Origin of the sequence: Aeromonas sp. SE22 (genome assembly GCF_038739755.1) — a bacterium.
Taxonomy (GTDB): Bacteria; Pseudomonadota; Gammaproteobacteria; order Enterobacterales; family Aeromonadaceae; genus Aeromonas; species Aeromonas jandaei.
On record NZ_JBCGFD010000024.1, the window covers coordinates 1 to 25,887 of the forward strand.

A 25,887-nucleotide genomic window follows, 5' to 3' on the forward strand; every position below is an offset into this window, starting at 1 on the left:
AGCAGGGGATTGAAAATCCCCGTGTCGGCGGTTCGATTCCGTCTCTGGGCACCACTAATAATTCCTCCTTAGCTCAGTCGGTAGAGCGACGGACTGTTAATCCGCAGGTCGCTGGTTCGAGCCCAGCAGGAGGAGCCAAACCGAAAAGCCCTTGTCGCAAGACAAGGGCTTTTTTTCTTTGGTTCAATACCGAGTTTTTACCATAACAACAATCACACACGCACAGAATGACGGCAGGATAGATATGGAAAATCAAGTAGTTATAGACTCAAAGGGGCGACTGGCCACCATCCGCGAGTGGCTTGAGCCCGTGCTGGTGCTGCTGATCCTGGGCAGCCTGTTTGGCTATCTCGGCAGCCAGATGGGCCTCTCCGCCATGGTCAACACCCTGTTCAATACCGCCCACCAGCTGCTACTCAATACCGTGCTCTTCATCATGGGGATCACCGTACTTTCCGGCGCCCTCAGCCAGCTGCTGAGCGAATTCGGGGTGATCCGCCTGCTGGAGGTGCTGCTGGCCCCCCTGATGAAGCCGGTGTTCCGCTTGCCGGGGCGCACCGCGCTGGCGGCGCTGATGACTTTCTTCTCCGATAACCCGGCGGTGATCAGCCTCGCCAAGGACAGCCGCTTTCGCAAGGGCTTCACTCCCTGGCAGCTGGTGTCTCTGACCAACTTCGGTACCGCCTTCGGCATGGGCCTGATCGTGGTGACCTTTATGGCTACCCTGCAGCTGCCGGGCGGGGAGTCTACCGCCAGCGCAGCGCTGATTGGTCTGCTCGGCGCTCTGGTGGGCTCGGTGGTCTCTACCCGACTGATGCAGCGGATGATCCGTCCGCTGGTGGGCGAGGTGCTGGACGATGAGCCAGCTGATGCCAAGAGGCACAAGGTCGGGGTCAGCAAGGAGGCTGCGCCGGGCTGGCTGCGGATCCTCAACTCGTTGCTCGATGGCGGCAAATCTGGCGTGGAGCTGGGGATGGCGGTGATCCCGGGTGTGCTCATCATCAGTACCTTCGTCATGCTGCTCACCTTCGGTCCGGGGGAGAAGGGCTATACCGGCGAAGCATTTCAGGGGGTTGCCCTGCTGCCGGTGCTGGCTGCCAAGGTAAGCTGGCTGTTTGACCTGCTGTTTGGCTTCCAGCAGCCGGAGCTGGTCGCCTTCCCGGCCACCTCGCTCGGTGCGGTCGGTGCCGCCATGTCGCTGGTGCCCCCCTTTATTGCCAAGGGGTGGATCACCGGCAACGAGGTGGCAGTGTTTACCGCCATGGGGATGTGCTGGAGCGGCTTTTTGAGCACCCACACCGCCATGCTCGATGCCCTCGGTTATCGCCACCTCACCTCCCGCGCCATCGTCGCCCACACGGTTGGCGGCCTGTGCGCCGGGGTGGCAGCGCACCAGCTTTATATGCTGCTGGGCTGAGCAGAGTGAAAAGAGAGAGGGGCGCTGCGGCGCCCCTCTCTCTATCCTGCTGACGAAAATCGCCTATTCGTTATTGCCGATCAGGCTCTGCGTGATCACCGCCTCCGGCATCATCTCCCGCAGCCCGGCAATCAGTGTTTCCCCCGCCTCATGCAGCGCAGCCAGCGGCATCTCGGGCAGGCTCTCCAGAATGAACCACATCTGGCCCGAATCGACACTCAATCGGGTGCGTACACCCTGCCGCCAGTTCCAGCGCCGACAGGTGACCCCCTTGTCATCCCGCCAGACCACCTCGCCGGGCTCCACCGGTTCGTGGGTCGGCTCGCCTCCCTTCATGGTATCGAACAGCTCGCTGCCATCGGCTACCACCAGTCGCGGCAACCCCTCATAGGCGAGCAAGTTTTCGCCCCCCACCGGAATGGCGTAGCGGATGCTGATGGCGTTGTAGAGATCGACCACGGGATCGATGGCCGGCAGGTTGCCATCGCGGGCGACCCGCTTTCTCAGAGCCTCGGCGGAACAGGGAGTCCGCTGTGGCTTGGCGCCGAACTTTCTGAACAGATCGCCCCAGGCGGCGAGATGCGCCTCTGCCCACGGCACATCGGCGGTCAGCATGGCGGTGCAGGCCTCATCAAGGGCTCGCGCCCCCACGTTCGGGTCGACCACGGCGGCGGCCTGCACCGTGATGCTCAAAGCGCGAAAGCCGGGAGCCAACTGGCTGACTTCGGGGGAGATATGGGGGGTGAGCAGGGACATAGCGACTCCATAAACGAAAAAGGCAGGGAGAAGGCGGCTGCCGGCCAGCATGGCGGTGACGGCAAATCCGGTTTGAGAGCCATCTTGCGCGAACATCTTAGATAAGAAAATTTACATGATCTTAATAGCTATAAGTTTTATGAATTAAAAATGATGTGATCGAGGGGATGGCGGGCATGTACCGGCATATAGCGAAGAGGAGCCCTGCCGCCTCCGGTCTGCTGCGGCAATGCCCCTTTGCCGCTTCGATCTGCAGCGGCAGCCGCTGGCCGCCCGGCTCTCTTGTTATGACTTCAGTTGAAATGCCCGAACACAAGGCGGCGATTCAAATCATTCGGTGACTCAATGAGTTGGTTTCGCCCTGCGCTGTTCACTAAATTCTGGCCCCGCTTATGCACTCCTCCTGGCAACACCATCAAGGGTCGTTGTCGCGGAGAGATATCATGATCAGCAGCCTGCTTCCCCTTGCCTCGATCGCCCTCAAGCTGGGCAGCCAGCTGCTTGGCAGCAGTAGCAAACCCCAGCCCGTGCAGCCTGCCGTACAGGAGGAGCACCTAGCCCCGACCGTCCAGAGCCTGTTCCAGCGGCTCGGTATCAAGGATGCTGATAGCGAGCAGAACCGCTCGGCCATCAACCACTTTATGGGAGAGCTGATGCAGACTCTGGGGCAGGAGAATGGTGGCCAATCCCTTCCTGCCGCCATCGATAGTGCCCGCAACCAGCTGGCCAACGGCACCCAGAGCACCCGCCTCGATGCCCTGCAAAGCGAGCTCGATACCCTCAAGGATTCCCTCGGTGCCAGCCATCTCAACCTCGATCAGCTGCTCGTTGCCTTTAAACAGACTCTGCCCAATGGCAAGGGGGAGGGAGTTGGCAAACTGCTGAATGCCAGCGCGTGAGTTAAAAACAGCTATTAAAAATGCGATAATTCCAGCGGTAGTTTTAGTTATCAAACCAAATGTAGTAATGCTGAGCAGGTGCGCTGATATGACTGTTAACCGAAGCTGTGTAGAGATAAGGAAATATAAAGCTGGTGATGAAACTCGATTATTTAGCGTTTTCTTGTCGGCAGTGCACGATATAGCCTCATGCGACTATACCGCTGAACAGATTCAAGCGTGGGCTCCTGATGATATATCTCCAGAACTGTGGGCTGACCACATAAGAGCCTTGAAGCCTTTTGTAGCCGAAATTGATGGTGACATTGCCGGGTATGCAGATATTCAGCCAAATGGTTATATTGATCATTTCTTTGTGGCTGGACATTACGCTAGACAGGGGGTGGGAACCAAGTTGATGACGCGTATTCATGAAAGCGCCAAGGAGCAAGGTATTTTCGAATTAACGGCTGATGTAAGCAAAACCGCTGAGCCTTTTTTTTCATATCATGGTTTTCAGGTGGAAGAGCGGAGATATCCTGTTCGTCGTGGTGTGACATTGCAAAATGCATTGATGCGGAAAAAATTATTACCAACAGGCTAGTTTGGTGAAACTGAAAAGCATCAGCGAAATCTGTTGTTCAATCTAATTTCTCCATTACTTATCCTGAATTGAATTCGTTATTTACCATAAAAATGGCAACCATTGGTTGCCATTTTTGTTCAATGCCAGGTAACGATCATCGTGGATTAACCCACCCGCTTGGCCAGCCACTGTTCGGCGGCGGTAAGGGCTGTTTCTACCTGCTCGCGGGCAACACCGCCTTTGGCAACCCGCTTGGCCAGGGTCGCTTCCAGCTCCAGATTGGGGTAGACGTCGAACTCGATCACCGGGCTGAAGCGCTGGAACTCGCCGATGGAGAGCTCCTCCAGCGGGCGGCCCACGCTGATGGCAAAGACCACGGTTTCGCCGACGATATGGTGCGCCTCACGGAACGGAATCCCCTTGGCCACCAGATAGTCTGCCAGCTCGGTGGCGTTGGCGTAGCCGCCCTGGGCCGCCGCCATGGTGCGCTCGCCATTGACCTTCAGATCGATCAGCACCAGCGCCGCCATATCGAGGCAGTCGTGCCAGGTGTCGAGGGCATCGAACAGCCCCTCCTTGTCTTCCTGCATGTCCTTGTTGTAGGCCAGCGGCAGCGCCTTGAGGCTCATCAGCATGCCCATCTGGGCGCCGACCACCCGGCCGGTCTTGCCGCGGATCAGCTCGAGCGCATCGGGGTTTTTCTTCTGCGGCATCAGCGAGGAGCCGGAAGTGACCGCATCAGAGAGCTCGACAAAACCCGCCTCGCCGGTGTTGTAGAAGATAAGGTCTTCGGCAAAGCGCGACAGGTGGGTCATGGAGAGGGACGCCACGTGCATCAGCTCCACCACGTGATCCCGATCGGAGACCGAATCCAGACTGTTGCGGGTGGCACCGGCAAAGCCCATGTCGAGCGCCAAGGCTTCGCGGTCGATGGCATAGGCGGTGCCCGCCAGCGCGCCGCAGCCGAGGGGGCTGGTGTCGAGGCGCTTGAGGGCATCCTGCAGACGGGAGTAGTCCCGCTCCAGCATCTCCACATAGGCCAGAGCCCAGTGGGCGAAGGTGACCGGCTGGGCCCGTTGCAGGTGGGTGTAACCCGGCAGCACCGCAGCCTGATTGGCGCGAGCGGAGGCGACCAGCCCCTGTTGCAAGGCGGTGATGGAACCGAGCAGCAGCTCGCCCTGCGCCTTGCACCAGAGTTTCAGGTCGGTGGCGACCTGATCGTTGCGCGAGCGGCCGGTGTGCAGTTTCTTGCCAAGATCGCCGACGGCGGCAATCAGCTGGCTCTCGACCCAGGAGTGGATATCTTCGGCATCCGAGCTCAGGATCTGCCGGGGATCCTGCTGCACCGAGGCGAGCAGCACCTCCATCGCCTGTTGCAGTTTGCCCTGCTCATCGGCGGTCAACACGCCCACCTTGACCAGCGCTTTGGCCCAGGCCATGGAGCCCTGAATATCCTGCTCCGCCAAGCGGTAATCGAACCGCAGCGAATCGTTGAACTGCTTGAACCGGCTATCGGCTCCCTGACTGAAGCGTCCACCCCAAAGTGCCATACTGCTCTCCTTGAATGCGTTGTCGGCGGCGCCCTGGCCGCCGAGCTTGAAATCGTGCCCTGTTTTTCTGCGAGCCTGTTATCTCACAGAAGCGGCCGGGGCGCTGCCGCTCTTGTCACACCTGCCGATGATGGCTAAGGGGCCATCATCGGCCTATAGAAGAGGGGGCCATGCCCCCTCAACGGAATCAACGGGTTATCGCGCTTGCTTAACCGTGGGTGTGGTCGCCACCGATAGCCTGATGTTGCTCCTTCATGGCGCGGATCCGGCTGGCTAGGGTGTAGAGACGGATAAAGCCTTCGGCATGGCTCTGGTCATACACTTCATCGGCCCCGAAAGTGGCGAAGTCTTCGGAGTAGAGGCTGTTCGGCGACTTCTTCTGCACCGCGGTGACCTGACCCTTGTACATCTTCAGCACCACTTCACCGTCCAGATCTTCGGCAATGGCGTTGGCAGAGGCGAGGATCGCCTTGCACAGCGGGGTGAACCAGCGACCGTCATAGACCAGATGGGAGAACTCGGCACCCAGCTTCTCCCGCCAGGCGCGGGTCGGGCGATCCAGTACCAGCTCTTCCACGGCGCGCAGCGCAGCGACCATCACGGTACCGCCCGGGGTTTCGTAGCAGCCGCGGGACTTCATGCCCACCATCCGGTTTTCGGTGATGTCGATGCGGCCCACGCCGTGCTTGCCGGCACGCTCGTTCAGGGTCATCAGGATCTGGTGCGGGCTGAGTGGCTGGTCGTCAACGGCCACCACTTCACCCTGCGCCACGGTCAGCTTGACGTACTCCGGCTGATCCGGTGCCTGTTCGGCCGGTACGGTCCACTGCCAGACCGCTTCGGAGGGCTCGTTCCAGGTGCTCTCCAGCTCGCCACCCTCGGTGGAGATGTGCCAGGCGTTGGCGTCGCGGCTGTAGATCTTCTTCAGGGTCGCCTTGCAGGGGATGTTGCGGGTCTCCAGATAGGAGAGCAGATCTTCCCGGGAGCGCATGTCCCAGATCCGCCACGGGGCGATCACTTTCAGCTGGGGCGCCAGCGCGGCGACCGCACCTTCGAAACGCACCTGATCGTTACCCTTGCCGGTGCAACCGTGGGAGATGGCATCGGCCCCTTCCGCCAGCGCGGCCTCGACCATCGCCTTGGCGATCACCGGACGGGCCATGGAGGTGCCCAGCAGATAGGTGCCCTCATAGACGGCGCCGGTCTTCAGGGTCGGGTAGACGTACTCTTTGACGAACTCTTCGCGCAGATCCTTGATGATGCACTTGGTGGCGCCGGAGGCGATGGCCTTCTGCTCGATCCCTTCCAGATCGTCGCGCTCCTGACCCACGTCGGCCACGAAGGCGATGATTTCGGCGTCATAGTGCTCTTTCAGCCAGGGGATGATGGCCGAGGTATCCAGTCCACCCGAGTAAGCCAGTACGATCTTGTTGATTCCGCTCATTTTACTTCTCTCCATGATGATTCGATGATGATTCAATAAAGGTGTCGTGATTCAGGTTGAGTGCCGCGTTACTTGTTGCCGAGAAGGGTCAGCAACACGGCGTTCTGGATATGCATCCGGTTTTCGGCCTCGTCCATGATGAGGGAGGCGGGGCCATCCATCACCTGCGAGGTGATCTCCAGCTCCCGGTGCGCCGGTTGGCAGTGCAGCACATGTGCAATGCCGGTGCGGTCGAGCAGGGCCTGGTTGATCTGGTAAGGCATAAAGAGGTCTTTGACCTGCTCCATCGGCGTGTTGTCACCCATGGAGACCCAGGTATCTGTGTAGGCCACGTCGAACCCTTCAATATCTGCCACGTCATCGCTGATGTGGATGGTCGCTCCCGACTTGGCCGCCAGTGCCTGCGCCTGCAGGAAGATCTGGGTATCCGGGCCGTGGCCTTTCGGGCAGATGAGGGTGACGTCGGTGCCGAGGGTGGCCCCCAGCAGCAGCAGAGAGTGGCTGACGTTGTTGCCATCACCGAGGTAGGCAAGCTTCACCTTCGACAGATCGTCGTAGTGCTCGGCAATGGTCATAAAGTCGGCCAGCCCCTGACAGGGGTGGTAGAGGTTGCACAGGCTGTTCACTACCGGCACTGTGCCGTGCGCTGCCAGCTCGACCAGGGTCTGGTGATCGAACACCCGGGCGACGATGGCATCACACCAGCGCGACAGGTTGGCGGCGAAATCCTTCACCGACTCCCGCTTGCCCAGCGCGCCGTTCTGCTGATCCAGATAGACGCTGTGGCCGCCCAGTTTGGCGATGCCGATGTCGAAGGTGACCCGGGTGCGCAGGGAGGGCTTCTCGAACAGGGTGACCACGCTCTTGCCCGCCAGCGCCTGGCTGTACTTCTTCGGGTCGGCCTTCACTGCTTTGCCCAGCGCAATCAGCGCTTCAATCTGGGCTTTGTTCAGATCACTGTCTTTCAGAAGATGTTGCATCGGATGTTCCTTGTTCCGGTGGAGATCAAATGGACACTTGGGTGCCGACGGCGCCGCCAGCCAGCAGCTTGAGCAGCTGATCCGGGTAACGCCAGCTGGCGACACAGACCGGCTTGCCAAGGGTCTGGGCGGCGTGCAGGGCCGCTTCTACCTTGACCGCCATACCATCGCGGATCACCCCTTTCTCCATCAGGTCCAGCGCGGTTAGCTTGTCGAGCTGGGGCACCAGCTTGCCCTTGCCATCGAGGATGCCGCTCACGTCGGAGAGCATCACCAGATCGGCACCGAGCGCCTCGGCAATGGCGGTGGCCGCCTGATCCGCGTTGACGTTCATCAGTTGCCCGTCGGCGGTGATGCCGATGGAGCTCACCACCGGCAGGAAGCCCTGACCGAGGATGCCCGCCACCAGTGCCGGGTTGCCCGGCTTGCACTCGCCGACCGCGCCGAGATCCGGGTCGAGCTGGGTCACCTGACACAGGCCGCCATCTGCCAGACAGAGCCCCACTGCCGGAATGCCGGTGGCGATCGCCTTGGCCATCATCTGCTTGTTGGCAGTGCCCGCCAGCGCTCCGGCAATGAAGGGGATCTGTTCGAACGGGGTTACCCGCAGGCCGTTCTTCTTGGTGGAGGTGAGACCCAGTCCCTTGAGCAGGTCATCCACCAGACAGCCACCGCCGTGCACCAGCACCAGCGGGCGGTGCTGCTCGTCGAGAAAGGTTTTGAGGGTAGCGAACAGGGCGGTCAGCGCCTCGTCGTTCTCGATAAGGGCGCCGCCCAGCTTGATTACCAACGTCTGTTTGTCCATGTTCGAGATCCTTCCTAAGTCCTTAAATCAGGCCGGTGGCCGGTTCAAATCCAAATTTGATATTTATGCACTGCATGGCTTGCGAGGCGGCGCCCTTGAGCAGGTTGTCGATGGCAGAGACCACCACCAGCATGTTGCCCTGCTGTTGCCAGGCGATGTCGCAGTAAGGGGTGCCCGCCACACCGCGAATAGAGGGCATCTGGCCGGTGAGGCGCACCAGCGGCTTGCCTTCATAAGCCTTGAGGAAGGCCTGATCCACCTGGGTGGGGGTGACGCCGTCCGCCAGCTGCACATAGATGGTGGCCAGAATGCCGCGCACATAGTTGCCAAGGTGGGGCTGGAACAGCACCTCCTTGCCGAGGTGATGGCTGATCTCCGGCTGGTGTCTGTGATTGAAGGTGCCGTAAGGGTTGAGGCTCACTTCGCAGAAGCTGGTGTTGATGGCTGCCTTGCGCCCGGCACCGGAGACCCCGGAGACGGCGTTGATGATGGGCTGCCAACCCTTGGCAATCAGGCCATCCTGCTGCAGCGGCTTGAGGGCGCACAGCGATGCGGTCGGGTAGCAACCGGGCACGGCTACCAGCTGGGCGCTGGCGATGGCATCGGCATTCCACTCGGCCAGACCGTAGGCGGCCTGATCCAGCCACTGTTCGCTCTGGTGGGTGAAGCCGTAGAAGCTGTCGTAAAAGCCCTGATCCTTGACCCGGAAGGCGCCGGAGAGATCGAACACCGGCAGCCCCTTGGCGAGAAACTTGGGTGCCAGCTCGGCACTCACCTCGTGGGCGGTGGCCAGCAGCACCAGATCGGCCTGGGTCAGGATCCGGGTCATGCCATCCTCGTCCAGCGGCAGCAGCGGCTGATCGAGGGCGCCGACCCACTGGGGATGCAGGGAAGAGAAGCGCTTGTGGGCATCCTGACTGCCGGCGGAGACATAGAGGCCGAACAGTTTGAGTTGTGGATGGTTCTGTACCAGTGCGGCCAGTTCGGCTCCCGCGTAGCCACTGGCACCGACGATAACGGTGTTGAGCATGTTTGAATATTCCAAATCAGAGTTCGAGATTCACAGCGTGGTGCTGCGGTGCACAAGGGTGTTCGATCGCCCCTGTGCACAAGTGCGGAGGGGCAATTCAGGCGGGTGTGTGTCGTCGGTTATAGATCAGGTGACAGAACATTAACTTTCCCTTACAACTAGAAGCCTTTGTTGGCGAGCTGCTTATCCTGGCAAAAAGACAGAATATTCATGCACTCGCATTGCATTTGTATTTTCTAACAGAAACGTTTTGGGGAAGCAAGGAGGAGCTGATGGCCAATCTGGGTTTTTTTTCACTCTACAAGAATATTATTGCGATCCCCTCTATCAGCAGCACGGATCCCAAGTGGGATCAGAGCAACGAGGCGGTGATCCGGCTGCTGGCCGACTGGTTCGGTCAGCTCGGCTTTCAGTGCGAGGTAACAGCGCTCCCCGATCTGCCGGGCAAGTTCAATCTGGTGGCGACGATCGGTCAGGGGGAGGGCGGTCTGCTGCTGGCGGGTCACACCGATACGGTGCCGTTCGATGAGGGAGGCTGGAGCAAGGATCCTTTCAAGGTAACCGAAGAGGGCAACCGCCTGTATGGCCTCGGCACCATCGATATGAAAGGCTTCTTCGCCTTCATAGTGGAAGCGCTCAAAGAAATCGATCTCACCAAGCTGACCAAGCCCCTTCGCATTCTCGCCACTGCCGATGAAGAGACCACCATGGCGGGGGCCCGCGCCATCGCCGCGGCGGCCGAGCTTAAACCCGACTACGCCGTGATTGGCGAACCGACCGGGCTGGTGCCGGTGGTGGCCCACAAGGGGCATATGTCGGAGGCGATCCGCATTACCGGCAAGAGCGGTCACAGCTCGGATCCCGCCAACGGCGTCAACGCCATGGAGATCATGCACAAAGCGATGGGGCAGGTGCTGCGCTTGCAGCAGGATCTGAAAGATCGCTATGCCGACCACCGTTTTGCCGTGCCGCAGCCGACCCTGAACCTCGGTTACATTCAGGGCGGTGACAGCCCGAACCGCATCTGCGGCTGCTGCGAGCTGCATATCGACCTGCGACCCACCCCGCAGGTGGGGCCGGACGAGCTGATGGGGATGCTCAAAGAGGCGCTCTCTCCCATCGAGATTCACCAGCCCGGTTGCCTGCATCTGCAACACCTGCATGAGCCCATTCCCGCCTACGCCTGCGCCGACGACTCTGTGCTGGTGCGCGAAGCGGAGAAGGCGAGCGGCCGGGCTGCCGAGTCGGTCAACTACTGCACCGAGGCCCCTTTTATCCAGCAGCTTGGCTGCGAGACCATAGTGATGGGGCCCGGCCATATCACCCAGGCGCACCAGCCTGACGAGTATCTGGATCTCTCCTTCGTCAAGCCCACCACTGCGGTATTGCAGCATCTGGTTCGTCGCTTCTGCCTCTGAAAAGGGCAGCAAAGGGGGTCAAAGCTGTAAGTAAGTTACATAACAAGCCGGTGCGGGAGTGGTGAGGGAAATACATCTTCTGAATCGGCCTGTTATTTGACCTTGCGCAGACAATCTGGGTAGATTGTCACCCTAAGATGACGGAGCATATGTTGTAATCGCACAACAATAAGTGAGGTCGTCTCGCACCCCGGATGGGTGTCAGGCACCAACAAGATAAGGATGTGGAATGAACGAAAAGTACGCCGCACTACGCGCCAACGTAGGCATGCTGGGTCAGCTGCTGGGCAAGTCCATCAAGGACCATCAGGGTCAGGCCTTCCTCGACAAGATCGAAACCATTCGCCAACTGGCCAAATCTTCCCGCAAAGGCAATGAGGCAGACCGGGAACGTCTGCTTGATACCCTGCGCACCCTGAGCGACGACGAGCTGCTGCCGGTGGCCCGCGCCTTCAGCCAGTTCCTCAATCTGGCCAACGTGGCCGAACAGTTCCACACCATCTCCCGTCGCTGCGAAGAGCAGGTCTGCACCCCGGACCCGCTGGAGCAGATGTTCGACAAACTGAAAGCATCCAACCTGTCGCAAGAGGCCATCATTCAGGCCGTGCGCGAGCTGGATATCGATCTGGTGCTGACCGCTCACCCTACCGAAGTGACCCGTCGCACCCTGATCCACAAACATGTGCAGCTCAACGACTGCCTCGAGGCGCTGGAGCTCTCCGACCTGCTGCCCCGCGAGCGGGACAAGATCCTCAATCGCATCGAGCAGCTCATCAATCAGGCGTGGCACACCAACGAGATCCGCGAACAGCGCCCGACTCCGGTCGACGAGGCCAAGTGGGGCTTCGCGGTGGTAGAGAACAGCCTGTGGCCAGCCATCCCCGAATTCATGCGCAATCTGGACGAGCGTCTGCAACACCATCTGGGTGTGCGGCTGCCGCTGGATGCCGCGCCGGTCAAGTTCACCTCCTGGATGGGCGGTGACCGTGACGGCAACCCCTTCGTCACCGCCAAGGTGACTGCCGAAGTGCTGGAGCTGGGCCGCTGGATGGCGGTGAGCCTGTTCTACAAGGACATCCGCGAGCTCACCTCCGAGCTCTCCATGTCCGACTGCACCGACGCCGTGCGCGAGCGGGTTGGCGATCACCCCGAGCCCTACCGCGCGCTGGTGCGCGAGCTGCGCGAACAGCTGCGCGAAACTCAGGAGTACCTGACCGCCAAGGTGCAGGGACAGGCGAGCGAGAGCCGGGATCTGGTCAAGACCACCGCCCAGCTGCGCGAGCCGCTGGAGCTCTGCTACCACTCATTGCACGCCTGCGGCATGGGCAACATCGCCGATGGCATGCTGCTGGATGTGCTGCGCAAGATCGCCTGCTTCGGCATCCATCTGGTCAAGCTCGATATCCGTCAGGATGGCGAGCGCCACGGTCAGGTTTTCTCCGAGCTGACCCGCTATCTGGGGCTGGGGGATTACGCCGAGTGGAGCGAGGATGACAAGCAGGCCTTCCTGCTCAACGAACTCAACTCCCGTCGCCCGCTTATCCCCAACGACTGGGAGCCGAGCGACGAGACCCGCGAAACCATCGAGACCTGCCGGGTGATTGCCCAGCACGATCCCGATGCGTTCGGTATCTACATCATCTCCATGGCCGGCGCGCCATCCGACGTGCTGGCGGTGCAGCTGTTGCTCAAAGAAGCTGGCTGCAAGTTCCGCATGCCGGTCGCCCCGCTGTTCGAGACTCAGGAAGACCTGATGGCGGGCACCGCCGTGATGGAACGCCTGCTGTCGGTGGACTGGTATCGCGGCTATATCCAGGGCCGTCAGTACGTGATGATCGGCTACTCCGACTCCGCCAAGGATGCGGGCATGATGGCCGCCGGCTGGGCTCAGTACGCCGCCATGGAGTCGCTGGTAGCGCTGGCCGAGGCCAACAATCTGCGCCTCACCCTGTTCCATGGTCGCGGCGGTACCGTCGGTCGTGGCGGTGCGCCGGCCCAGCAGGCCATCCTGTCGCAACCGCCGGGATCCCTGCGCGGTGGCCTGCGCGTCACCGAACAGGGCGAGATGATCCGCTTCAAGTTCGGCCTGCCGAAAGTGGCGATCAAGAGTCTGGAGCTCTACACCAGCGCCGTGCTGGAAGGGAACCTGCTGCCGCCGCCCAAGCCGAAAGCGTGCTGGCGTGAAGTGGTTGAGCAGCTGGCGACCGTCTCCTGCGATCACTACCGCAGTATCGTGCGTGGCCATCCGGACTTCGTGCCCTACTTCCGCGCCGCCACCCCGGAGATGGAGCTTGGCAAACTGCCGCTCGGCTCCCGTCCCTCCAAGCGCAAGCCCAACGGTGGGGTCGAGAGCCTGCGCGCCATTCCGTGGATCTTCGCCTGGACCCAGAACCGCCTGATGCTGCCGGCCTGGCTCGGTGCCCACAAGGCGCTGCAGCAGGCGATCGACGACGGCAAGCTGGCCGTGCTGGAGGAGATGAGCGCCCAGTGGCCCTTCTTCCGCACCCGCCTCGAGATGCTGGAGATGGTGTTCCTCAAGGCGGACGTATGGCTCGCCGAGTACTACGACACCCGTCTGGTGCCACAGGAGCTGTGGGGCCTTGGCAAACAGCTGCGTCAGGAGCTTGCCGAATCCATCGAGGTGGTGCTGAAACTGAGCCCGCGCGGGGATCTGCTGGAGGATCAGCCGTGGATCAAGGAGTCCATCAAGCTGCGCAACCCCTACACGGACCCGCTCAACGTGCTGCAGGCCGAGCTGCTCAACCGCTCCCGCAACCACCCGGAGACCCTGCACCCCGAGCTGGACAAGGCGCTGATGGTCACCATCGCCGGTATCGCCGCAGGTATGCGCAACACCGGTTGATCGCTGACCACTAAAATCACAGAGACAAAGGGCGCCCATCAGGCGCCCTTTCTGTTTCTGGTGTTCCCTTGGTCGGCTCGATTACTGGCTCTGGCTCTGCTGCAGTGCCTGTTTCAGGCAGAGGATGTCGAGATCGTCTTCGCTGATTTTCAGGCGAGCGGTGAGCGCGGCTTGCCCTGCCGGGGTGGTCAGCTGGCGGGTGAGCAGCAGTCGTTCGGCCCTGAGATCGGCCAGATGCTGCTCAAGGTCGAACCCCTCGGGCCTTGCCTGAGAGTTGGGGAGTGTCTCTTCCGTGCAGAGTGTGATCAGGGTATCCACCTTGCTCTGGTACTCCTCTGCATCGGGCTGGTGAGCGCAGCTGGTGAGGAGCAGAGGGAGTACGAGCAGGGACATTCCCGTCGGTAGCCAGCGTGATCGGGTCATATAACCTCGTTGCCTATGGTGGGTGGCGCCCGGGTGTCGGGCGTAACCGATACGATGGGCGCCATTGTAACCCAGCTCAGCGCGGGTTCGCGCCGTTATGCGGGATGGCCTGCAAAATGGCGATGGGGCGATTTTCCTCGTCGAGATCCTCCTCGATCTGCTCGAAGCCGCAGCGCTGCCAGAAGGCGAGGGCGGTAGGGTTGCTCAGCTGAACGCAGAGACGAACTGGCGCCGGGTTGAGTTGTGCCAGATGGTGGCAAAGCTGACTGGCAGCACTGCGCCCCACCCCTTTACCCGCCATTTCACTATCGATCACCAGCAGACCAATCCAGGGATGGCCATCAAAGGGGTTACTGGCCAGCAGATGGGCGATACCGACAGCCTCTTGCTGCCTGCGAATGGCCAGATAGCGGCCGCCGGCGGCCAGCACTGCTTCGGCATCCTGCCGGATGGCGCTGAGGGAAAGCGCCGCAGGGCCGCCCAGTGCCAGATTGAAGGTGGGTTGCGAGTTGATGACCCGCTGCTGCAGGGCAAGCCCGCCGGGGCTCAGGGTCTCTTCGGGGGTAAGGGGAACAAGCTCGATTTGCATGGGAAATGAGGGCGAATATCGGTGAAATCGGGGGGGTGAGGATAGCATGGGGCGCTGTTGGAAAGGCACTGCCCGGTGGCGCGGCTCGTCCCAAATTGCCCTTGCGACTTGCATCACCCTATCGTGAGGCGCAGACTGTTTGGCCTTGTTTTAATGCGATTCGATTCAAGGCAACCATCATGACTCCTGCCATCAACCTGCTGAAGAAGCTCAAAATCCCCCACAAGCTCTACCCCTACGAGTGCGAAGCCCACGACGATTTCGGCAAGCATGCCGCGACTCAGCTCGGGCTGCCGGAGGCGCAGGTATTCAAGACCCTGATCGCCCACCACGACAAACAGGCGGTGGTGGCCATCGTGCCCTCATCCGGCATGTGCAGCCTGAAGCAGCTGGCCAAGGCGACCGGCCTCAAGAAGGTGGAGATGATGAAACCGGCGGAAGCGGAGAAGCTGACCGGCTACAAGGTGGGCGGCATCAGCCCGCTGGCCCAGAAGAAGCTGCTGCCCACCGTGCTCGACGAGTCGGCCATGCAATTTGACGAGATCCTGGTGAGCGGCGGCAAGCGTGGCCTCTCGGTCGGCGTGGCACCGCAGGATATGCTGACCTTGATGAAGTGGATTGCCGCTCCCATCGGCGAAGAGTAATCGGTGAAGAGTCAGCGACGAAGAGTGATGCCCCGCACGGCCTGACGCTGCCGCCACGGCACGCTAGCGGGCTGGCTGGTATAGTGGAAGGAGACTGGCTGCCAAGGATATGGCCCCATGCGAGCATCTGTCAGATCCCTGCTGTGCGCTGTGCTGCTTCTCCCCGCCACGGGTAGTGCTACCCCTGCCTTTACCCTGCACTCCTGTTTTGAAAACAGCGACTCCTACCCCTGGCTGCTGCAGTCGGGGGAGGGGATCGTTCAGTATCACCTAAAGCTGGTGGCAGAGCGCCTTGGCATCGAAATCCTGATGACTCCACTCCCCTGGAAGCGCTGCCTCTCGCTGGTGAGTAGCGGCCAGATGGATGCCGCCTTCAAGATGAGCTATAGCGCGGAGCGGGCGAGCAAGATAGGCAGTTACCCGATGCGCGGTGACAAGCCGGATCCCGACAAGCGCTTGCTCATCGAAAGCTACAGCCTCTATCAGCTCAAGGGGGGCAAGAGCCAGTGGGATGGCACCACCCTCAGGGTCAAGGGGATAGTGGCGGCCCAGTCCGGTTTCTCCATCGTCGAGTACCTGCAGGGGGCGGGAGTCGAGGTGGATGACTCCAGCCGGGATCCGCTCATCATATTGAAAAAGCTGGTGATGGATCGGGCCGCCGCCACCGCCTTGCAGACCGAAGTGGCCGACAGCCTGCTGGCGGCCCATCCCGACCTGCAAGGGCAGATCGAGCGACTGGCGCCGGTGCTGGTGGAGAAACCCTACTATCTGGTCTTCTCCCACACCTTCCGCCAGAGCCATCCGCATGAGAGCCAGCAGGTGTGGGATGCCATCGAGGCGGTGCGCAACTCGCCCGCCTATCAGCACTATGTGGCCAGTTTCAGACAGACCCACCGGGCAGGGGACTAACAGGGATGAGAGCGATAAGCCATGGAACGGCAGAGCGGTTTGCAGGGCGGTGGCTGGCGCTGCTGGTGGCCAGCCTGCTGGCACTGTTCCCGCTGGCGGTCGAGGCGGTGACCCGCTTTACCTATATCAGTCCCGAGAGCGAGCGGGATCCGCGCACCACCTACGATCGGGAACTGCTGCGTCTCGCCCTCGACAAGACGCGCGACCAGTTTGGTGACTATGTGATGGAGGCCGCGCCTCCCATGACCAAGGCTCGCGAGCGGGTCAGCATGCAGCTCGACAGCTTCCCCAACCTCTTTGCCATGGACAGTTACAGCAGCACCCGCGAGGGGCTGGGGCTGGCCTATGCCCGCTTTCCGGTGCATCTGGGGATCGTCAGCTACCGCATCTGTTTTGTCAGCCCGCAGCAGCAGGCGGCAGTCAGGCAGGTGACCGATCTTGCGGGCCTGCGCCGCTTCACCTTCGGTCAGGGCAAGGGGTGGCTCGATGTGGATATTCTGCGCCACGCCGGGCTGGAGGTGATGGAGGTGGATGGCTACGAGAAGCTGTTCAAGATGGTGGCGCGCGGCCGTTTCGATCTCTTCTGCCGCGGGGTGAGCGAGCTGCGCAGCGAACAGCTCACCCACAACGAGGTGGAGGGGCTCAAGGTCGACGATGCCCTGATGATCTACTACCCGCTGCCCCGGGTTTTCTATACCAATGCCAACAACCGCGAGGCGCTCAAACGGGTCGAGCAGGGGCTGCAAATCGCCTGGCAGGATGGCTCGCTGCAGGCGCTGTGGCGCAAGAGCTTCGGCCCGGCCATCGCCTTTGCCCACCCCCGGCAGCGGCGGCTGATCAAGCTGGAGAACCCCTTTCTCAAGGGGATCAGCTTCGATTACCGCCCCTATTTCTACAATCCGCTCACCGATCGCTTCGGCGATCAGTGAGGCTCCCGCCACTTGCGGCACAGCTCCAGCCAGGCCTCGGCAGTGTGCGACAGATAGCGCTCGCGCGGCCAGATCACCCCGAGTCGCCAGCTCAGCTCGAGCTCAAGTGGTCGCAACACCAGGCCGTCTGGTATGAGCCGATTGCAGACCGGCTCCGGCAGAAAGGCGATCCCCATGCCGCTGCGCACCATGGCGGTGAGAAAATCCCACTGACTGCTGCGTGCCGCCACCTGCGGCACAAAGCCAGCTTCCTGACACGCCTGCTCCAGCCGTTCGCTCAGGGTGAATGCCAGAGTCTGGGTATAGAGCAGGAAGGGCTCATCCTGTAGGGATTCCAGTCGCAGTGGTGCATCGCCGTGCCAGCGTGGCTGGTCCGGCAGTACTACCCGAATCGGGTATTGATCCAGATCTAGCGCGTTGAGGGCGCCTCCCTCCTTGGTCGGCAGCATGGTGATGGCGATATCCAGCTCCCCCTCCAGCACCGCCTGTTCGATCAGGCGGCCACCATACTCCACCAGCGTCAGCTCCACCTTGGGGTAGCTGGTGCGGTAGGCGCGAATGAGATCAGCGTAGAGGTGACCCACCATGGGGGGAATGCCGAGGGTGAGGCGGCCATGCTGCAGGCTCTGCAGATCCGCCAGCTCCGCCTCCAGCTGCTGCATCTCGGCCAGAATGGTCTGGGCCCGCTGGAACAGCACCTGCCCGCTGTCGGTCAGGGTAAAGCGACGCCCCTCCCGGTTGAGCAGGGGCAGGCCCAGCTCCTCCTCGATATTGCGGATCATCTTGCTGATGGTGGGCTGGGTGACGAACAGCTTCTCCGAGGCGCGGGTGAAGCTCTGCTCCCGAACCAGTTCGACAAAGTAGCGCAGGGCGCGAATATCCATGGGCTCTCCCGGGATAACAAGGGCTCTAATCATGCCAATATGGCATGAAATGACTCATTCTAATTCATTTCATGAAGGATCTGAGCCTCTCAACGGGGTGAGGCGTGCTGCGAGCAGGGGATAAACAGGCTGGCCGATCGGATGGCAGGAAAAACGTGGGGCGGCCAGGGTGCCCGCCCGTATGTATTCAGTTGCCGCGCAGGGCGGCGGTGAGCGCCGAGAGGGAGAGGCGCTGGCGCCCGCTCTGGTCAAAGTTGGCATCGTCCAGCCAGCGGGCAAGGGTCGCCTGCAGGGCGGGCCACTCGCTGTCGATCACCGAGAACCAGGCGGTATCGCGCGAGCGCTCCTTGTCGACCCGGGCCTGCCGGAAGATCCCCTCGAAGGTGAAACCGAGCCGCAGCGCCGCCTGCCGGGAGGGGAGGTTGAGGGCGTTGCACTTCCACTCGTAACGGCGATAGCCGAGGGCGAAGGCGCGCGCCATCATCAGCGCCATGGCGGCGGTGGCGAGCCGGGTGCGGCGCATCGCCGGGGCGAAGTGGAGCCAGCCCACCTCGATGCTGCCAGCGAGAGGGTCGATGCGCAGAAAGCTGGCGAGCCCGAGGGCGCGCCCGCTGGCGGCATCGACGATGGCGTAGAACTGGGGATCCCGCCCCGCCGCCATACGCGCCAGCCATCCCTGCCACTCGGTGCGGCTCGGGAAGGGGCCGCTGGTGAGGTAGGTCCAAAGGCTCCCGTCATCCTCGCCGAAGGCTTGCCAGAGGCTCGCTTCGTGGCGGGCCGGATCGAGTGGCTCGCAGCGACAGCCCCACCCCTCAAGCCGTTGCGCGTCGGGGAAACGGGCGCCATCCCAGCCGGCGACCAGTGGCCCGAGCGGTTGGCCAAATTCGTTGAGCTCAGCAGCCACAGCGCACCTCCTCGTTGGCCAGCTGACCCGGCTCGTCGCCGAGCGCGACCGCAAAGCCATCCCGCTGCCACCAGTGGAGGCCACCGATCAGCTCCTTGACCCGAAAACCGAGGCGCGCCAGCTTGTAAGCTCCCCGAGTCGAGCCGTTGCAGCCGATGCCGTCGCAGTAGCAGACGTAGATGGCATCGCGATCGAGCCCGGCCACCCGCTCTGGCACCATCTCCCGGTGCGGCAGGGAGATGGCCCCGGGAATGTGGCCGGCGGCGTAGTGCGCTGGCGAGCGGGTGTCGATGACGACGATGCCGGCCGTTGCCGCCATCAGGTCGGCGGCCAGATCGGCGGCATCGGTGCGGCAGGCGAGCTGGGCCTCGAAGAAGAGGGCGGCCTGCTCGGGCGAGAGCAGACCGGTGGAACGAACGTGACTCATGATTAACTCCTTGTCTGATGGCAGAGCTCCACTCTAGCGGCATAATGGTTCACACGGATGTACCAATTCTGCTTGATGGAGTAGACCAATGAGCGCCTTGCCGACCCTGTTTGCCGAGAACGATGCCAGCCTGCCGGTGCAGGAACGGCTGGTGCGCACGGTGCGCGATGCCATCCTCGCCGGTCACCTGCCGCAGGGCAGCCGCCTGCCGCCGAGCCGGGTGCTGGCGCGGGATCTCTCCCTGTCGCGCGGCACGGTTGAGCAGGCTTATGGCCGGCTGGAGGCGGAGGGCTACCTGACCCGCCGGGTCGGCGTGGGCAGCTTCGTAGCGCTGGCGGTGGTGCCCGCACCGCGCAGCAGCCAGTGCGGTGGTGCCCCCCTGTCCAGGCGCGGGGCGGCGATCCTCGCCAGCGGCGCCTGTCAGGAGGAGACGGGCACCCCGCACAGTTTTGCCAGCGGTCAGGGCGATACGCTCGCCTTTCCCCGCGAGCTGTGGGGGCGGTTGTTGCAGCAGCAGTGGCGCCGGCACGGGCCGCGCCTGATGCAGTATGGCGATCCCGCCGGTCTGCCCGCCCTGCGCCAGGCCATCGCCGCCTATCTGGTGCAGTCGCGCGGACTGGTCTGCCACCCGGAGCAGGTGCTGCTGCTCACCAGCTCCCAGCAGGGGATCCAGCTCGCCGCCCAGCTGCTGCTCGACCCTGGTGATACGGTCTGGCTGGAGGAGCCGGGTTACCTCGGCGCGCGCAATGCGATGCAGGCCGCCGGGGCGCACCTCCATCCAGTGCCGGTGGATGAGGAGGGGCTCAACCCGGCGGGCGATCATCCGGCGCCGCGCCTCATCTACACCACCCCTTCCCATCAATATCCCCTCGGCATGGCGATGAGCCTGCCCCGGCGCATGGCGCTGCTGGCCCGCGCCGAGCGGGAGCAGGCCTGGATCCTGGAGGATGACTATGACGGCGAGTTTCAGTACGACCAGCGGCCGCTCCCCTCGTTGCAGGGGCTGGATCGCAGCGGCCGGGTCATCTATGTGGGTACCTTCAGCAAGGTGCTGTTCGGTTCGCTGCGCCTTGCCTATCTGGTGCTGCCACCGGCGCTGCTGGAGCCTTTCGCCCGCGCGCGCGCCGCGTTCGACGGCCACAGCAACCAGCTGTTGCAGGCGGTGACTGCCGAGTTTCTGCAGGGGGGCTACTTTGCCAGCCACCTGCGCCAGATGCGGCTGCTCTACCGCAGTCGGCGGGATCTGCTGCTGGCCCAGCTGGCCGAACAGTGTCCGCAGCTGACCCCCATCCACACCGGTGCCGGCTTGCAGTGCAGCGCGCTGTTGCCCCCCGGCGGCGAGGCGCGCTGGACAAACGTGGCCAACCGGCAGGGGTTGGGATTGCGACCTCTGCGTCCCTTCTATCTGGGAGAGTCGGATCGGGAGGGGTGGCTGCTCGGCTATGCCGGCCTCGATAACGGCACCCTGCGCCAGCTCTGCCGCGACCTTGGCCGCATACTGCGGGAGGGGTGATGCATTCCTTTCAGGCATGAAGTTGATAATTTAAATTCATTTCTGGAAGGTTTTGCCTCTCTCTATACTGTGAACCAGTTCACAGAAAGACCCTTAATCATGAAATCCCTTGCCCTGCGCTGGTTACAGACTCCCTTCCAGATTGTGTTGCTGGCAGCCATCTGGTTGCTGGCCGATACCGCGGTTCGAACCCTCCACCTGCCGCTGCCCGCCAACCTCACCGGCATGCTGTTGCTGCTGGCCTGCATCCTGCTCGGGGTAGTCAAGGCCGAGTGGTTCAGTGCCGGTGCGCGCTGGCTGCTGGCCGAGATGCTGCTCTTCTTCGTCCCTGCCGTGGTGGCGGTGGTCAACTATCAGGAGCTGCTGCTGCAAGAGGGGTGGCGCATCATGGTGGTGCTGCTGGTGAGCACCACTCTGGTACTCGGCACCACGGCACTGGTGGTGGATCGGGTGTACCGCCTCGAACTGAAACTGGCCCGCCGGAGTCGCCGTCATGTCTGATACCCTGCTCGGGCTGATCTGTTTCGCCCTCACCCTGCTCTTCTACTACGCCAGCAAATGGCTCTACGGCAAAAAGCGGATCCTGCCGCTGATGCCGCTGCTGCTGGCGCCGACCCTGCTGGTGGCCGTGGTGCTGCTGTTCCACATCCCCTATCAGGACTACATGGCGGAATCCCACTGGCTGCTCTGGCTGCTGGGCCCGGCGACCGTCGCCTTCGCGGTGCCGGTCTACGAGAACCGCCAGCTCATTCGTCGCCACTGGCTGTCGCTGTCGGTGGGGGTGGTCGCATCGGTCATCATGGCGGTGGGGAGTACCGTGCTGCTGGCCCGCTGGCTCGATCTCTCCGACATGTTGCAGCGCAGTCTGGCGATGCGCTCCATCACCACGCCGTTTGCGGTGGAGGCGACCCGCGCCATCGGCGGTCAGAGCGATCTCACGGCGCTGTTTGTGGTGCTGACCGGCGTCATCGGCATGGCGGTGGGGGAGAGCGTGCTCACCGTGCTGGCCATTCGCAGCCGTCTCGGCAAGGGGGCGGGGTTTGGCGCCTCGGCCCATGGCGCCGGCACCGCAAAGGCTTATCAGATGGGTAACGAAGAGGGGGTGGTCTCCAGCATGGTGATGATGATTGCCGGTATGGTGACCGTGCTGCTGGCGCCCCTGTTGGGCCGGATGTTCTGGTAGGCTGAGCTTCCCTTTACAAGGCTGCCCATCCCGGCGCTACACTCTAGTGAGCGTGTATTCCCGGGATGAGCAGTATGACCTTTCATCGCCTCGCGTCCTTCTTGCTGCTGTGCAGCCTCTCACTTCTTGCCGCCCCCCTGCGGGCGAGCGACGTCTTTACCCATATCAGCCCGGAGAGCGACCGGGATCAGCGCACCATCTATTTTCGCGAGCTGCTGCAACTGGCGCTGGAGAAGACCCGCGACAGCTTCGGCGACTACGAGCTGCGGGCTGCACCACCGATGAACCGGATCCGGCTGCGGCAGGTTCTGCAGACCAACCTCTATCCCAACTTCTTTGCCGTCGATACGCCGCAGCCCGATAGCGGTGAGGCCCTCGACTATGTCCGCTTTCCGGTTGAGCTCGGCATCCTCGGCTATCGCATTTGCTTCGTCAGCCCGCAGCAGGCGAAGGCCATTGCCGGGGTGACCCGCTTCGAGCAGCTCAAGCAGTACCAGAACGTGCAGGGGCGCGGCTGGCAGGATGCCGCCATTCTGCGGGCGGCCGGTCTGCAGGTGCAGGAGGTGGACAGCTACGAACGGCTGTTCAAGCTGGTGGCACGCGGGCGGGCCGATCTCTTCTGCCGCGGCGCCAACGAGCTCTTCACCGAGCTGGAGCAGCACCGGGATCTGCCCGGCCTCACCGTGGAGCAGCATATCGCCCTGCACTACCCATTCCTCCATCTCTTTTACACCTTCAAGGAGAATCAGGCGGGGATCCGGCGCATTCAGGCCGGGCTCAAGCTGGCGTGGCAGGATGGGTCGCTGCAGCGACTCTGGCTGCACCACTTCAAACCCTCCCTCGATCAGGCCAGGCTCCATGAGCGGCAGTTGTTCGAGCTGCCCAATCCGTTGCTCAAAGGGATCGACTTTGATTACGACGCCTACCACTACGATCCGGTGACCGGGCGTTTTGGCCCCGGCTTGCCCTGAGTGAAGCGAAAACACGGCCAGCCCTGCGGCTGGCCTTTTTGCGGTGCAAATCATTCCAAAGTGGCATGATGTTTATTATTTAAATTCATTTTTAGAATGATTTTCTGCTGCATATACTGGCTTTGCTTCACGGTATCGGCGCAGCGACACTGTCCGAACCGTCCAGTTCAGGCGTCTTGGTGTCCGACATGAAGGCGTCCATCACCGATCGGGGCATGCCCCGGATTTGTTACCGCTGACGGAGCCTTCACATGTTCTCTTCTGCTACCAACGCGCTCATTGTCGAAGGGGGCGCCATGCGCGGCATCTTCGCCAGTGGCGTGCTCGATGCCTTCGTGGAAAGCCACCACTACCCGTTCGATTTCGTCATGGGCGTCTCGGCCGGGGCGACCAATCTGGTCTCTTACCTGAGCGAGCAGCCACGCCGCAGCCATCACATCATCACCGAGCTGGCCTGCAGCAGCGACTTTCTCGACCCGCTGCGCTTCGTCAAGGGGGGCGATCTGGTGGATATCAGCTGGCTCTGGCGAACCAGTCGTTACCGTTTTCCCCTCGATCTCGACACCTTCTCCGCCTGCCGCATTCCCTTCTATGCGGTCACCACCGATGTGGCGACCGGTGAAGCCGTCTACCTGCCGGTGCGCCCCGACAACATGGACGAGGTGCTGACTGCCACCTGCGCCCTGCCGGTGGTGCAGCACGAGACTCCCTCTGTCGATGGCCGTCCCATGGCGGATGGCGGCATCAGCGACTCCATCCCGGTGATCGAGGCCTATCGACGCGGGGCACGGCGGATGACGGTGGTGCTCTCCGAGCCGCGCGGTTATCGCAAGAAGCCGGCCCGCTTCTGCTGGATGGTGAAGGCGCTGCTCAAGACCCAGCCTGCACTGGCACAGGCGATGCTGGCACGGGATGTGGCCTACAACCGCGCCCTCGACTTTATCGAAACTCCGCCCGCCGATTGCGAGATCGAGGTGATCGCGCCACCGGCCGGTTTTCCGGTCTCCCGCTTTACCCGCGATCAGCTCAAGCTGGAGTCCGGCTATCTGCAGGGTTACTGGCAAGGGCGCCAGAGTCTGCTGCGGGCGGCTGGCGAGGTGATGGCAGTCGCCTGAGGGCCAAACATTGATTGGATGAGTCTGGCTATATCAAAGGTCGGTTCATTCCTCTATTTGCGTTGTAGCTGTTGATCCGCCATCGGCATGACTTGCTAGCCGGCAGCAACCAGGTGACATATAGATTCATCCCATTATTTGATGGTTGATGACGGGGCATCTTTTTCCCTTATTTTCACCTATGTTGTTTTTGGTCGCTATTTATATGCCAGGGAGGATTATCTGAAAATTGAAAAGGAATATTGTTATGGCAACCCAAGAGTTGGAATTGTGCGTAGCTGAAAGCCACTATTACAATATTGTCGCAGAGCTGCTTGAATATGCCGGTGTGACGATTAATGGCCCCCAGCCATATGATATCAAAATAAATAATCACCTCTTTTTCTCCCGGGTTATCAAAGAGGGGTCGTTGGGACTGGGTGAGAGCTACATGGATGGCTGGTGGGATTGCCCGCGGCTTGACATGCTGTTCCATCGCCTGCTGGTGGCCGGAGTTGAAGAGCGTATTCCGCGTCACCTCTCCGACATTGCCTATGTACTCACCAGCCGACTGGTGAACAGGCAGAGTCGCAGACGTGCCTGGCAGGTCGGACGGGAACATTATGATCTTGGCAACGATCTGTTTGAACTGATGCTGGACCCCTATATGCAGTACTCCTGTGGTTACTGGGCCAGTGCCGATAATCTGGAGCAGGCGCAGAGCGATAAACTGCACCTGATTTGCGAGAAGCTGCGGCTGCAAAAGGGGATGCGGCTGCTGGATATCGGATGTGGCTGGGGTGGACTGGCACGTTTTGCTGCCGAGCATTATGGGGTGTCGGTGGTCGGTGTGACCATCTCGGCGGAGCAGCAGGCGCTGGCACAGGAGAACTGTTCCGGGTTGCCGGTCGAGATCCGCCTGCAGGATTATCGCGACCTCAACGAGCAATTTGACCGGATTGTATCGGTCGGGATGTTTGAACACGTCGGGCCGAAAAACTATGCGACCTATTTTGAGGTGGTTGCCAATAATCTGGTAGAAGATGGCCTTTTTCTATTGCACTCCATCGGCTCAAATAAAACTGATTTGAATGTTGACAAGTGGATTGATAAATATATTTTTCCGAATGGTTGTCTCCCCTCGATATTGCAAATAGCCCAGAGCAGTGAAAAACAATTTGTTATGGAAGATTGGCACAATTTCGGTGCCGATTATGATCGCACCCTGATGGCCTGGCTGACTCGTTTCAATGCGGCCTGGCCGAAATTGAAGGCGCATTACAACGAGCGCTTCTACCGGATGTTCACCTATTACCTGAATGCTTGTGCCGGGGCATTCCGGGCGCGGGATATTCAGCTCTGGCAGGTGCTGTTCAGCCCTAAAGGGGTAACCGGCGGGATCCGTGTGCCCCGTTAGGGCGCGGGGCGCTGGTGCGAATGAAAAGGGGAACCTCGCGGTTCCCCTTTTATCTTTCTGATCGGCAGGCGCTGGTTACAGCATCTGCTTGAGGCGATAGAGCAGATCCAGCGCCTGCCGCGGGGTGAGCTCGTCGGGGCGCACCGCTTCCAGCTCATCGACTACCGGATGGCTCTGGGGCGCCATGGCCATCGGGGCTGGGCGGGTTTCACCGGCGGCCACCGGGGTGGCACTCTCCAGCTCATGCAGTTTGTGGCGGGCCTGCTGGATCAC

The 25,887-nt window shown here is 61.6% G+C and carries 26 protein-coding genes and 1 tRNA gene; 15 read left to right on the forward strand and 12 right to left on the reverse strand.

The genetic code is table 11. The features are described 5' to 3' along the window. The first annotated feature begins 62 nt into the window (after positions 1 to 62). Together AAHA39_RS20165 and AAHA39_RS20170 are read left to right on the forward strand one after the other, a co-directional pair. Positions 63 to 138, forward strand: a tRNA-Asn gene (locus tag AAHA39_RS20165). A 106-nt stretch (positions 139 to 244) separates the two neighbouring features. Next, positions 245 to 1,417: a CD0519/CD1768 family membrane protein gene (locus AAHA39_RS20170; protein WP_320655478.1), complete on the forward strand. Its 1,173-nt coding sequence runs from the start codon at positions 245 to 247 to the stop codon at positions 1,415 to 1,417. 63 nt (positions 1,418 to 1,480) lie between these two features. Here AAHA39_RS20170 and AAHA39_RS20175 read toward each other — a convergent pair whose 3' ends face one another. Continuing rightward, the gene (locus AAHA39_RS20175; RefSeq protein ID WP_320655476.1) at positions 1,481 to 2,173 is read right to left on the reverse strand and encodes a B3/B4 domain-containing protein; all 693 of its coding nucleotides are present in this window, start codon (positions 2,171 to 2,173) and stop codon (positions 1,481 to 1,483) included. A gap of 443 nt (positions 2,174 to 2,616) precedes the next feature. Here AAHA39_RS20175 and AAHA39_RS20180 point away from each other — a divergent pair, with 443 nt between their 5' ends. Together AAHA39_RS20180 and AAHA39_RS20185 are read left to right on the forward strand one after the other, a co-directional pair. Continuing rightward, entirely contained in the window at positions 2,617 to 3,072 is a 456-nt protein-coding gene (locus AAHA39_RS20180; RefSeq protein ID WP_320655474.1) for a hypothetical protein, read from the forward strand. Beyond that, entirely contained in the window at positions 3,059 to 3,655 is a 597-nt protein-coding gene (locus AAHA39_RS20185; protein ID WP_320655471.1) for a GNAT family N-acetyltransferase, read from the forward strand. The genes AAHA39_RS20180 and AAHA39_RS20185 overlap by 14 nt, the downstream gene beginning before the upstream one ends. A gap of 146 nt (positions 3,656 to 3,801) precedes the next feature. Here AAHA39_RS20185 and argH read toward each other — a convergent pair whose 3' ends face one another. The 5 genes from argH to argC all read right to left on the reverse strand — a co-directional run bounded on the left by argH (position 3,802) and on the right by argC (position 9,446). After that, the gene (gene argH / locus AAHA39_RS20190; protein WP_320655469.1) at positions 3,802 to 5,187 is read right to left on the reverse strand and encodes an argininosuccinate lyase; all 1,386 of its coding nucleotides are present in this window, start codon (positions 5,185 to 5,187) and stop codon (positions 3,802 to 3,804) included. Between the two features lie 208 nt (positions 5,188 to 5,395). After that, positions 5,396 to 6,631 (reverse strand): argininosuccinate synthase, encoded by a 1,236-nt coding sequence (locus tag AAHA39_RS20195; protein WP_033115910.1) that lies wholly within the window; start codon positions 6,629 to 6,631, stop codon positions 5,396 to 5,398. Positions 6,632 to 6,699: 68 nt separating this feature from the next. After that, positions 6,700 to 7,611 carry an ornithine carbamoyltransferase gene (locus AAHA39_RS20200; RefSeq protein ID WP_162628465.1) on the reverse strand — a complete coding sequence of 304 codons (912 nt, stop codon included), beginning with the start codon at positions 7,609 to 7,611 and terminating at the stop codon, positions 6,700 to 6,702. Between the two features lie 25 nt (positions 7,612 to 7,636). After that, positions 7,637 to 8,416, reverse strand: a complete 780-nt coding sequence (gene argB / locus AAHA39_RS20205; protein ID WP_320655467.1) for an acetylglutamate kinase — start codon at positions 8,414 to 8,416, stop codon at positions 7,637 to 7,639. A gap of 22 nt (positions 8,417 to 8,438) precedes the next feature. Then, on the reverse strand, positions 8,439 to 9,446 hold the full coding sequence (gene argC, locus AAHA39_RS20210) for an N-acetyl-gamma-glutamyl-phosphate reductase (protein ID WP_185227848.1): 1,008 nt from the start codon (positions 9,444 to 9,446) through the stop codon (positions 8,439 to 8,441). Positions 9,447 to 9,718: 272 nt separating this feature from the next. Here argC and argE point away from each other — a divergent pair, with 272 nt between their 5' ends. Next, on the forward strand, positions 9,719 to 10,864 hold the full coding sequence (gene argE / locus AAHA39_RS20215) for an acetylornithine deacetylase (protein WP_320655464.1): 1,146 nt from the start codon (positions 9,719 to 9,721) through the stop codon (positions 10,862 to 10,864). A 229-nt stretch (positions 10,865 to 11,093) separates the two neighbouring features. Next, complete coding sequence (ppc, locus tag AAHA39_RS20220) at positions 11,094 to 13,727, forward strand: phosphoenolpyruvate carboxylase (RefSeq protein WP_043851572.1); 2,634 nt, start codon at positions 11,094 to 11,096, stop codon at positions 13,725 to 13,727. Positions 13,728 to 13,808: 81 nt separating this feature from the next. Here ppc and AAHA39_RS20225 read toward each other — a convergent pair whose 3' ends face one another. Together AAHA39_RS20225 and AAHA39_RS20230 are read right to left on the reverse strand one after the other, a co-directional pair. Further along, positions 13,809 to 14,150, reverse strand: coding sequence for a hypothetical protein (locus AAHA39_RS20225; RefSeq protein ID WP_320655461.1), 342 nt, complete (start codon positions 14,148 to 14,150; stop codon positions 13,809 to 13,811). 76 nt (positions 14,151 to 14,226) lie between these two features. Beyond that, complete coding sequence (locus AAHA39_RS20230) at positions 14,227 to 14,739, reverse strand: GNAT family N-acetyltransferase (protein ID WP_320655459.1); 513 nt, start codon at positions 14,737 to 14,739, stop codon at positions 14,227 to 14,229. Between the two features lie 179 nt (positions 14,740 to 14,918). Between AAHA39_RS20230 and ybaK the strand changes: the two genes are divergently transcribed. From ybaK to AAHA39_RS20245, 3 genes are all read left to right on the forward strand, one after another. Next, positions 14,919 to 15,383: a Cys-tRNA(Pro) deacylase gene (gene ybaK, locus AAHA39_RS20235; protein ID WP_033115917.1), complete on the forward strand. Its 465-nt coding sequence runs from the start codon at positions 14,919 to 14,921 to the stop codon at positions 15,381 to 15,383. Positions 15,384 to 15,500: 117 nt separating this feature from the next. Next, on the forward strand, positions 15,501 to 16,292 hold the full coding sequence (locus AAHA39_RS20240; RefSeq protein ID WP_320655456.1) for a substrate-binding periplasmic protein: 792 nt from the start codon (positions 15,501 to 15,503) through the stop codon (positions 16,290 to 16,292). Between the two features lie 5 nt (positions 16,293 to 16,297). Continuing rightward, entirely contained in the window at positions 16,298 to 17,221 is a 924-nt protein-coding gene (locus AAHA39_RS20245) for a hypothetical protein (protein ID WP_320655453.1), read from the forward strand. Here the strand turns inward: AAHA39_RS20245 and AAHA39_RS20250 are convergent. The 3 genes from AAHA39_RS20250 to AAHA39_RS20260 form a co-directional block, all read right to left on the reverse strand. Next, positions 17,215 to 18,105: a LysR family transcriptional regulator gene (locus tag AAHA39_RS20250; protein WP_043851567.1), complete on the reverse strand. Its 891-nt coding sequence runs from the start codon at positions 18,103 to 18,105 to the stop codon at positions 17,215 to 17,217. The two genes, AAHA39_RS20245 and AAHA39_RS20250, sit on opposite strands and share 7 nt — an antisense overlap. A gap of 187 nt (positions 18,106 to 18,292) precedes the next feature. Then, positions 18,293 to 19,069: a GNAT family N-acetyltransferase gene (locus tag AAHA39_RS20255; RefSeq protein ID WP_407707127.1), complete on the reverse strand. Its 777-nt coding sequence runs from the start codon at positions 19,067 to 19,069 to the stop codon at positions 18,293 to 18,295. Further along, a complete protein-coding gene (locus AAHA39_RS20260; RefSeq protein ID WP_201930709.1) occupies positions 18,999 to 19,436 on the reverse strand; it encodes a rhodanese-like domain-containing protein in 438 nt (145 codons plus the stop codon). Before AAHA39_RS20260 ends, AAHA39_RS20255 begins: the two co-directional genes overlap by 71 nt. Positions 19,437 to 19,524: 88 nt before the next feature. Here AAHA39_RS20260 and pdxR point away from each other — a divergent pair, with 88 nt between their 5' ends. From pdxR to cfa, 6 genes are all read left to right on the forward strand, one after another. Continuing rightward, complete coding sequence (gene pdxR / locus AAHA39_RS20265; protein WP_320655445.1) at positions 19,525 to 20,949, forward strand: MocR-like pyridoxine biosynthesis transcription factor PdxR; 1,425 nt, start codon at positions 19,525 to 19,527, stop codon at positions 20,947 to 20,949. Positions 20,950 to 21,048: 99 nt separating this feature from the next. Then, entirely contained in the window at positions 21,049 to 21,450 is a 402-nt protein-coding gene (locus AAHA39_RS20270; RefSeq protein WP_041210812.1) for a CidA/LrgA family protein, read from the forward strand. Next, the gene (locus AAHA39_RS20275; protein WP_041210813.1) at positions 21,443 to 22,132 is read left to right on the forward strand and encodes an LrgB family protein; all 690 of its coding nucleotides are present in this window, start codon (positions 21,443 to 21,445) and stop codon (positions 22,130 to 22,132) included. The genes AAHA39_RS20270 and AAHA39_RS20275 overlap by 8 nt, the downstream gene beginning before the upstream one ends. Positions 22,133 to 22,206: 74 nt before the next feature. Next, positions 22,207 to 23,103, forward strand: coding sequence for a hypothetical protein (locus tag AAHA39_RS20280; RefSeq protein ID WP_320655443.1), 897 nt, complete (start codon positions 22,207 to 22,209; stop codon positions 23,101 to 23,103). A 251-nt stretch (positions 23,104 to 23,354) separates the two neighbouring features. Next, positions 23,355 to 24,218 (forward strand): patatin-like phospholipase family protein, encoded by an 864-nt coding sequence (locus AAHA39_RS20285; protein ID WP_041210815.1) that lies wholly within the window; start codon positions 23,355 to 23,357, stop codon positions 24,216 to 24,218. Between the two features lie 247 nt (positions 24,219 to 24,465). Further along, on the forward strand, positions 24,466 to 25,614 hold the full coding sequence (gene cfa / locus AAHA39_RS20290) for a cyclopropane fatty acyl phospholipid synthase (RefSeq protein ID WP_320655440.1): 1,149 nt from the start codon (positions 24,466 to 24,468) through the stop codon (positions 25,612 to 25,614). A 75-nt stretch (positions 25,615 to 25,689) separates the two neighbouring features. On the opposite strand, the gene AAHA39_RS20295 is transcribed toward cfa, so the two are convergent. Beyond that, on the reverse strand, positions 25,690 to 25,887 hold a 198-nt coding region (locus AAHA39_RS20295; RefSeq protein WP_342690036.1), incomplete at its 5' end, for a hypothetical protein.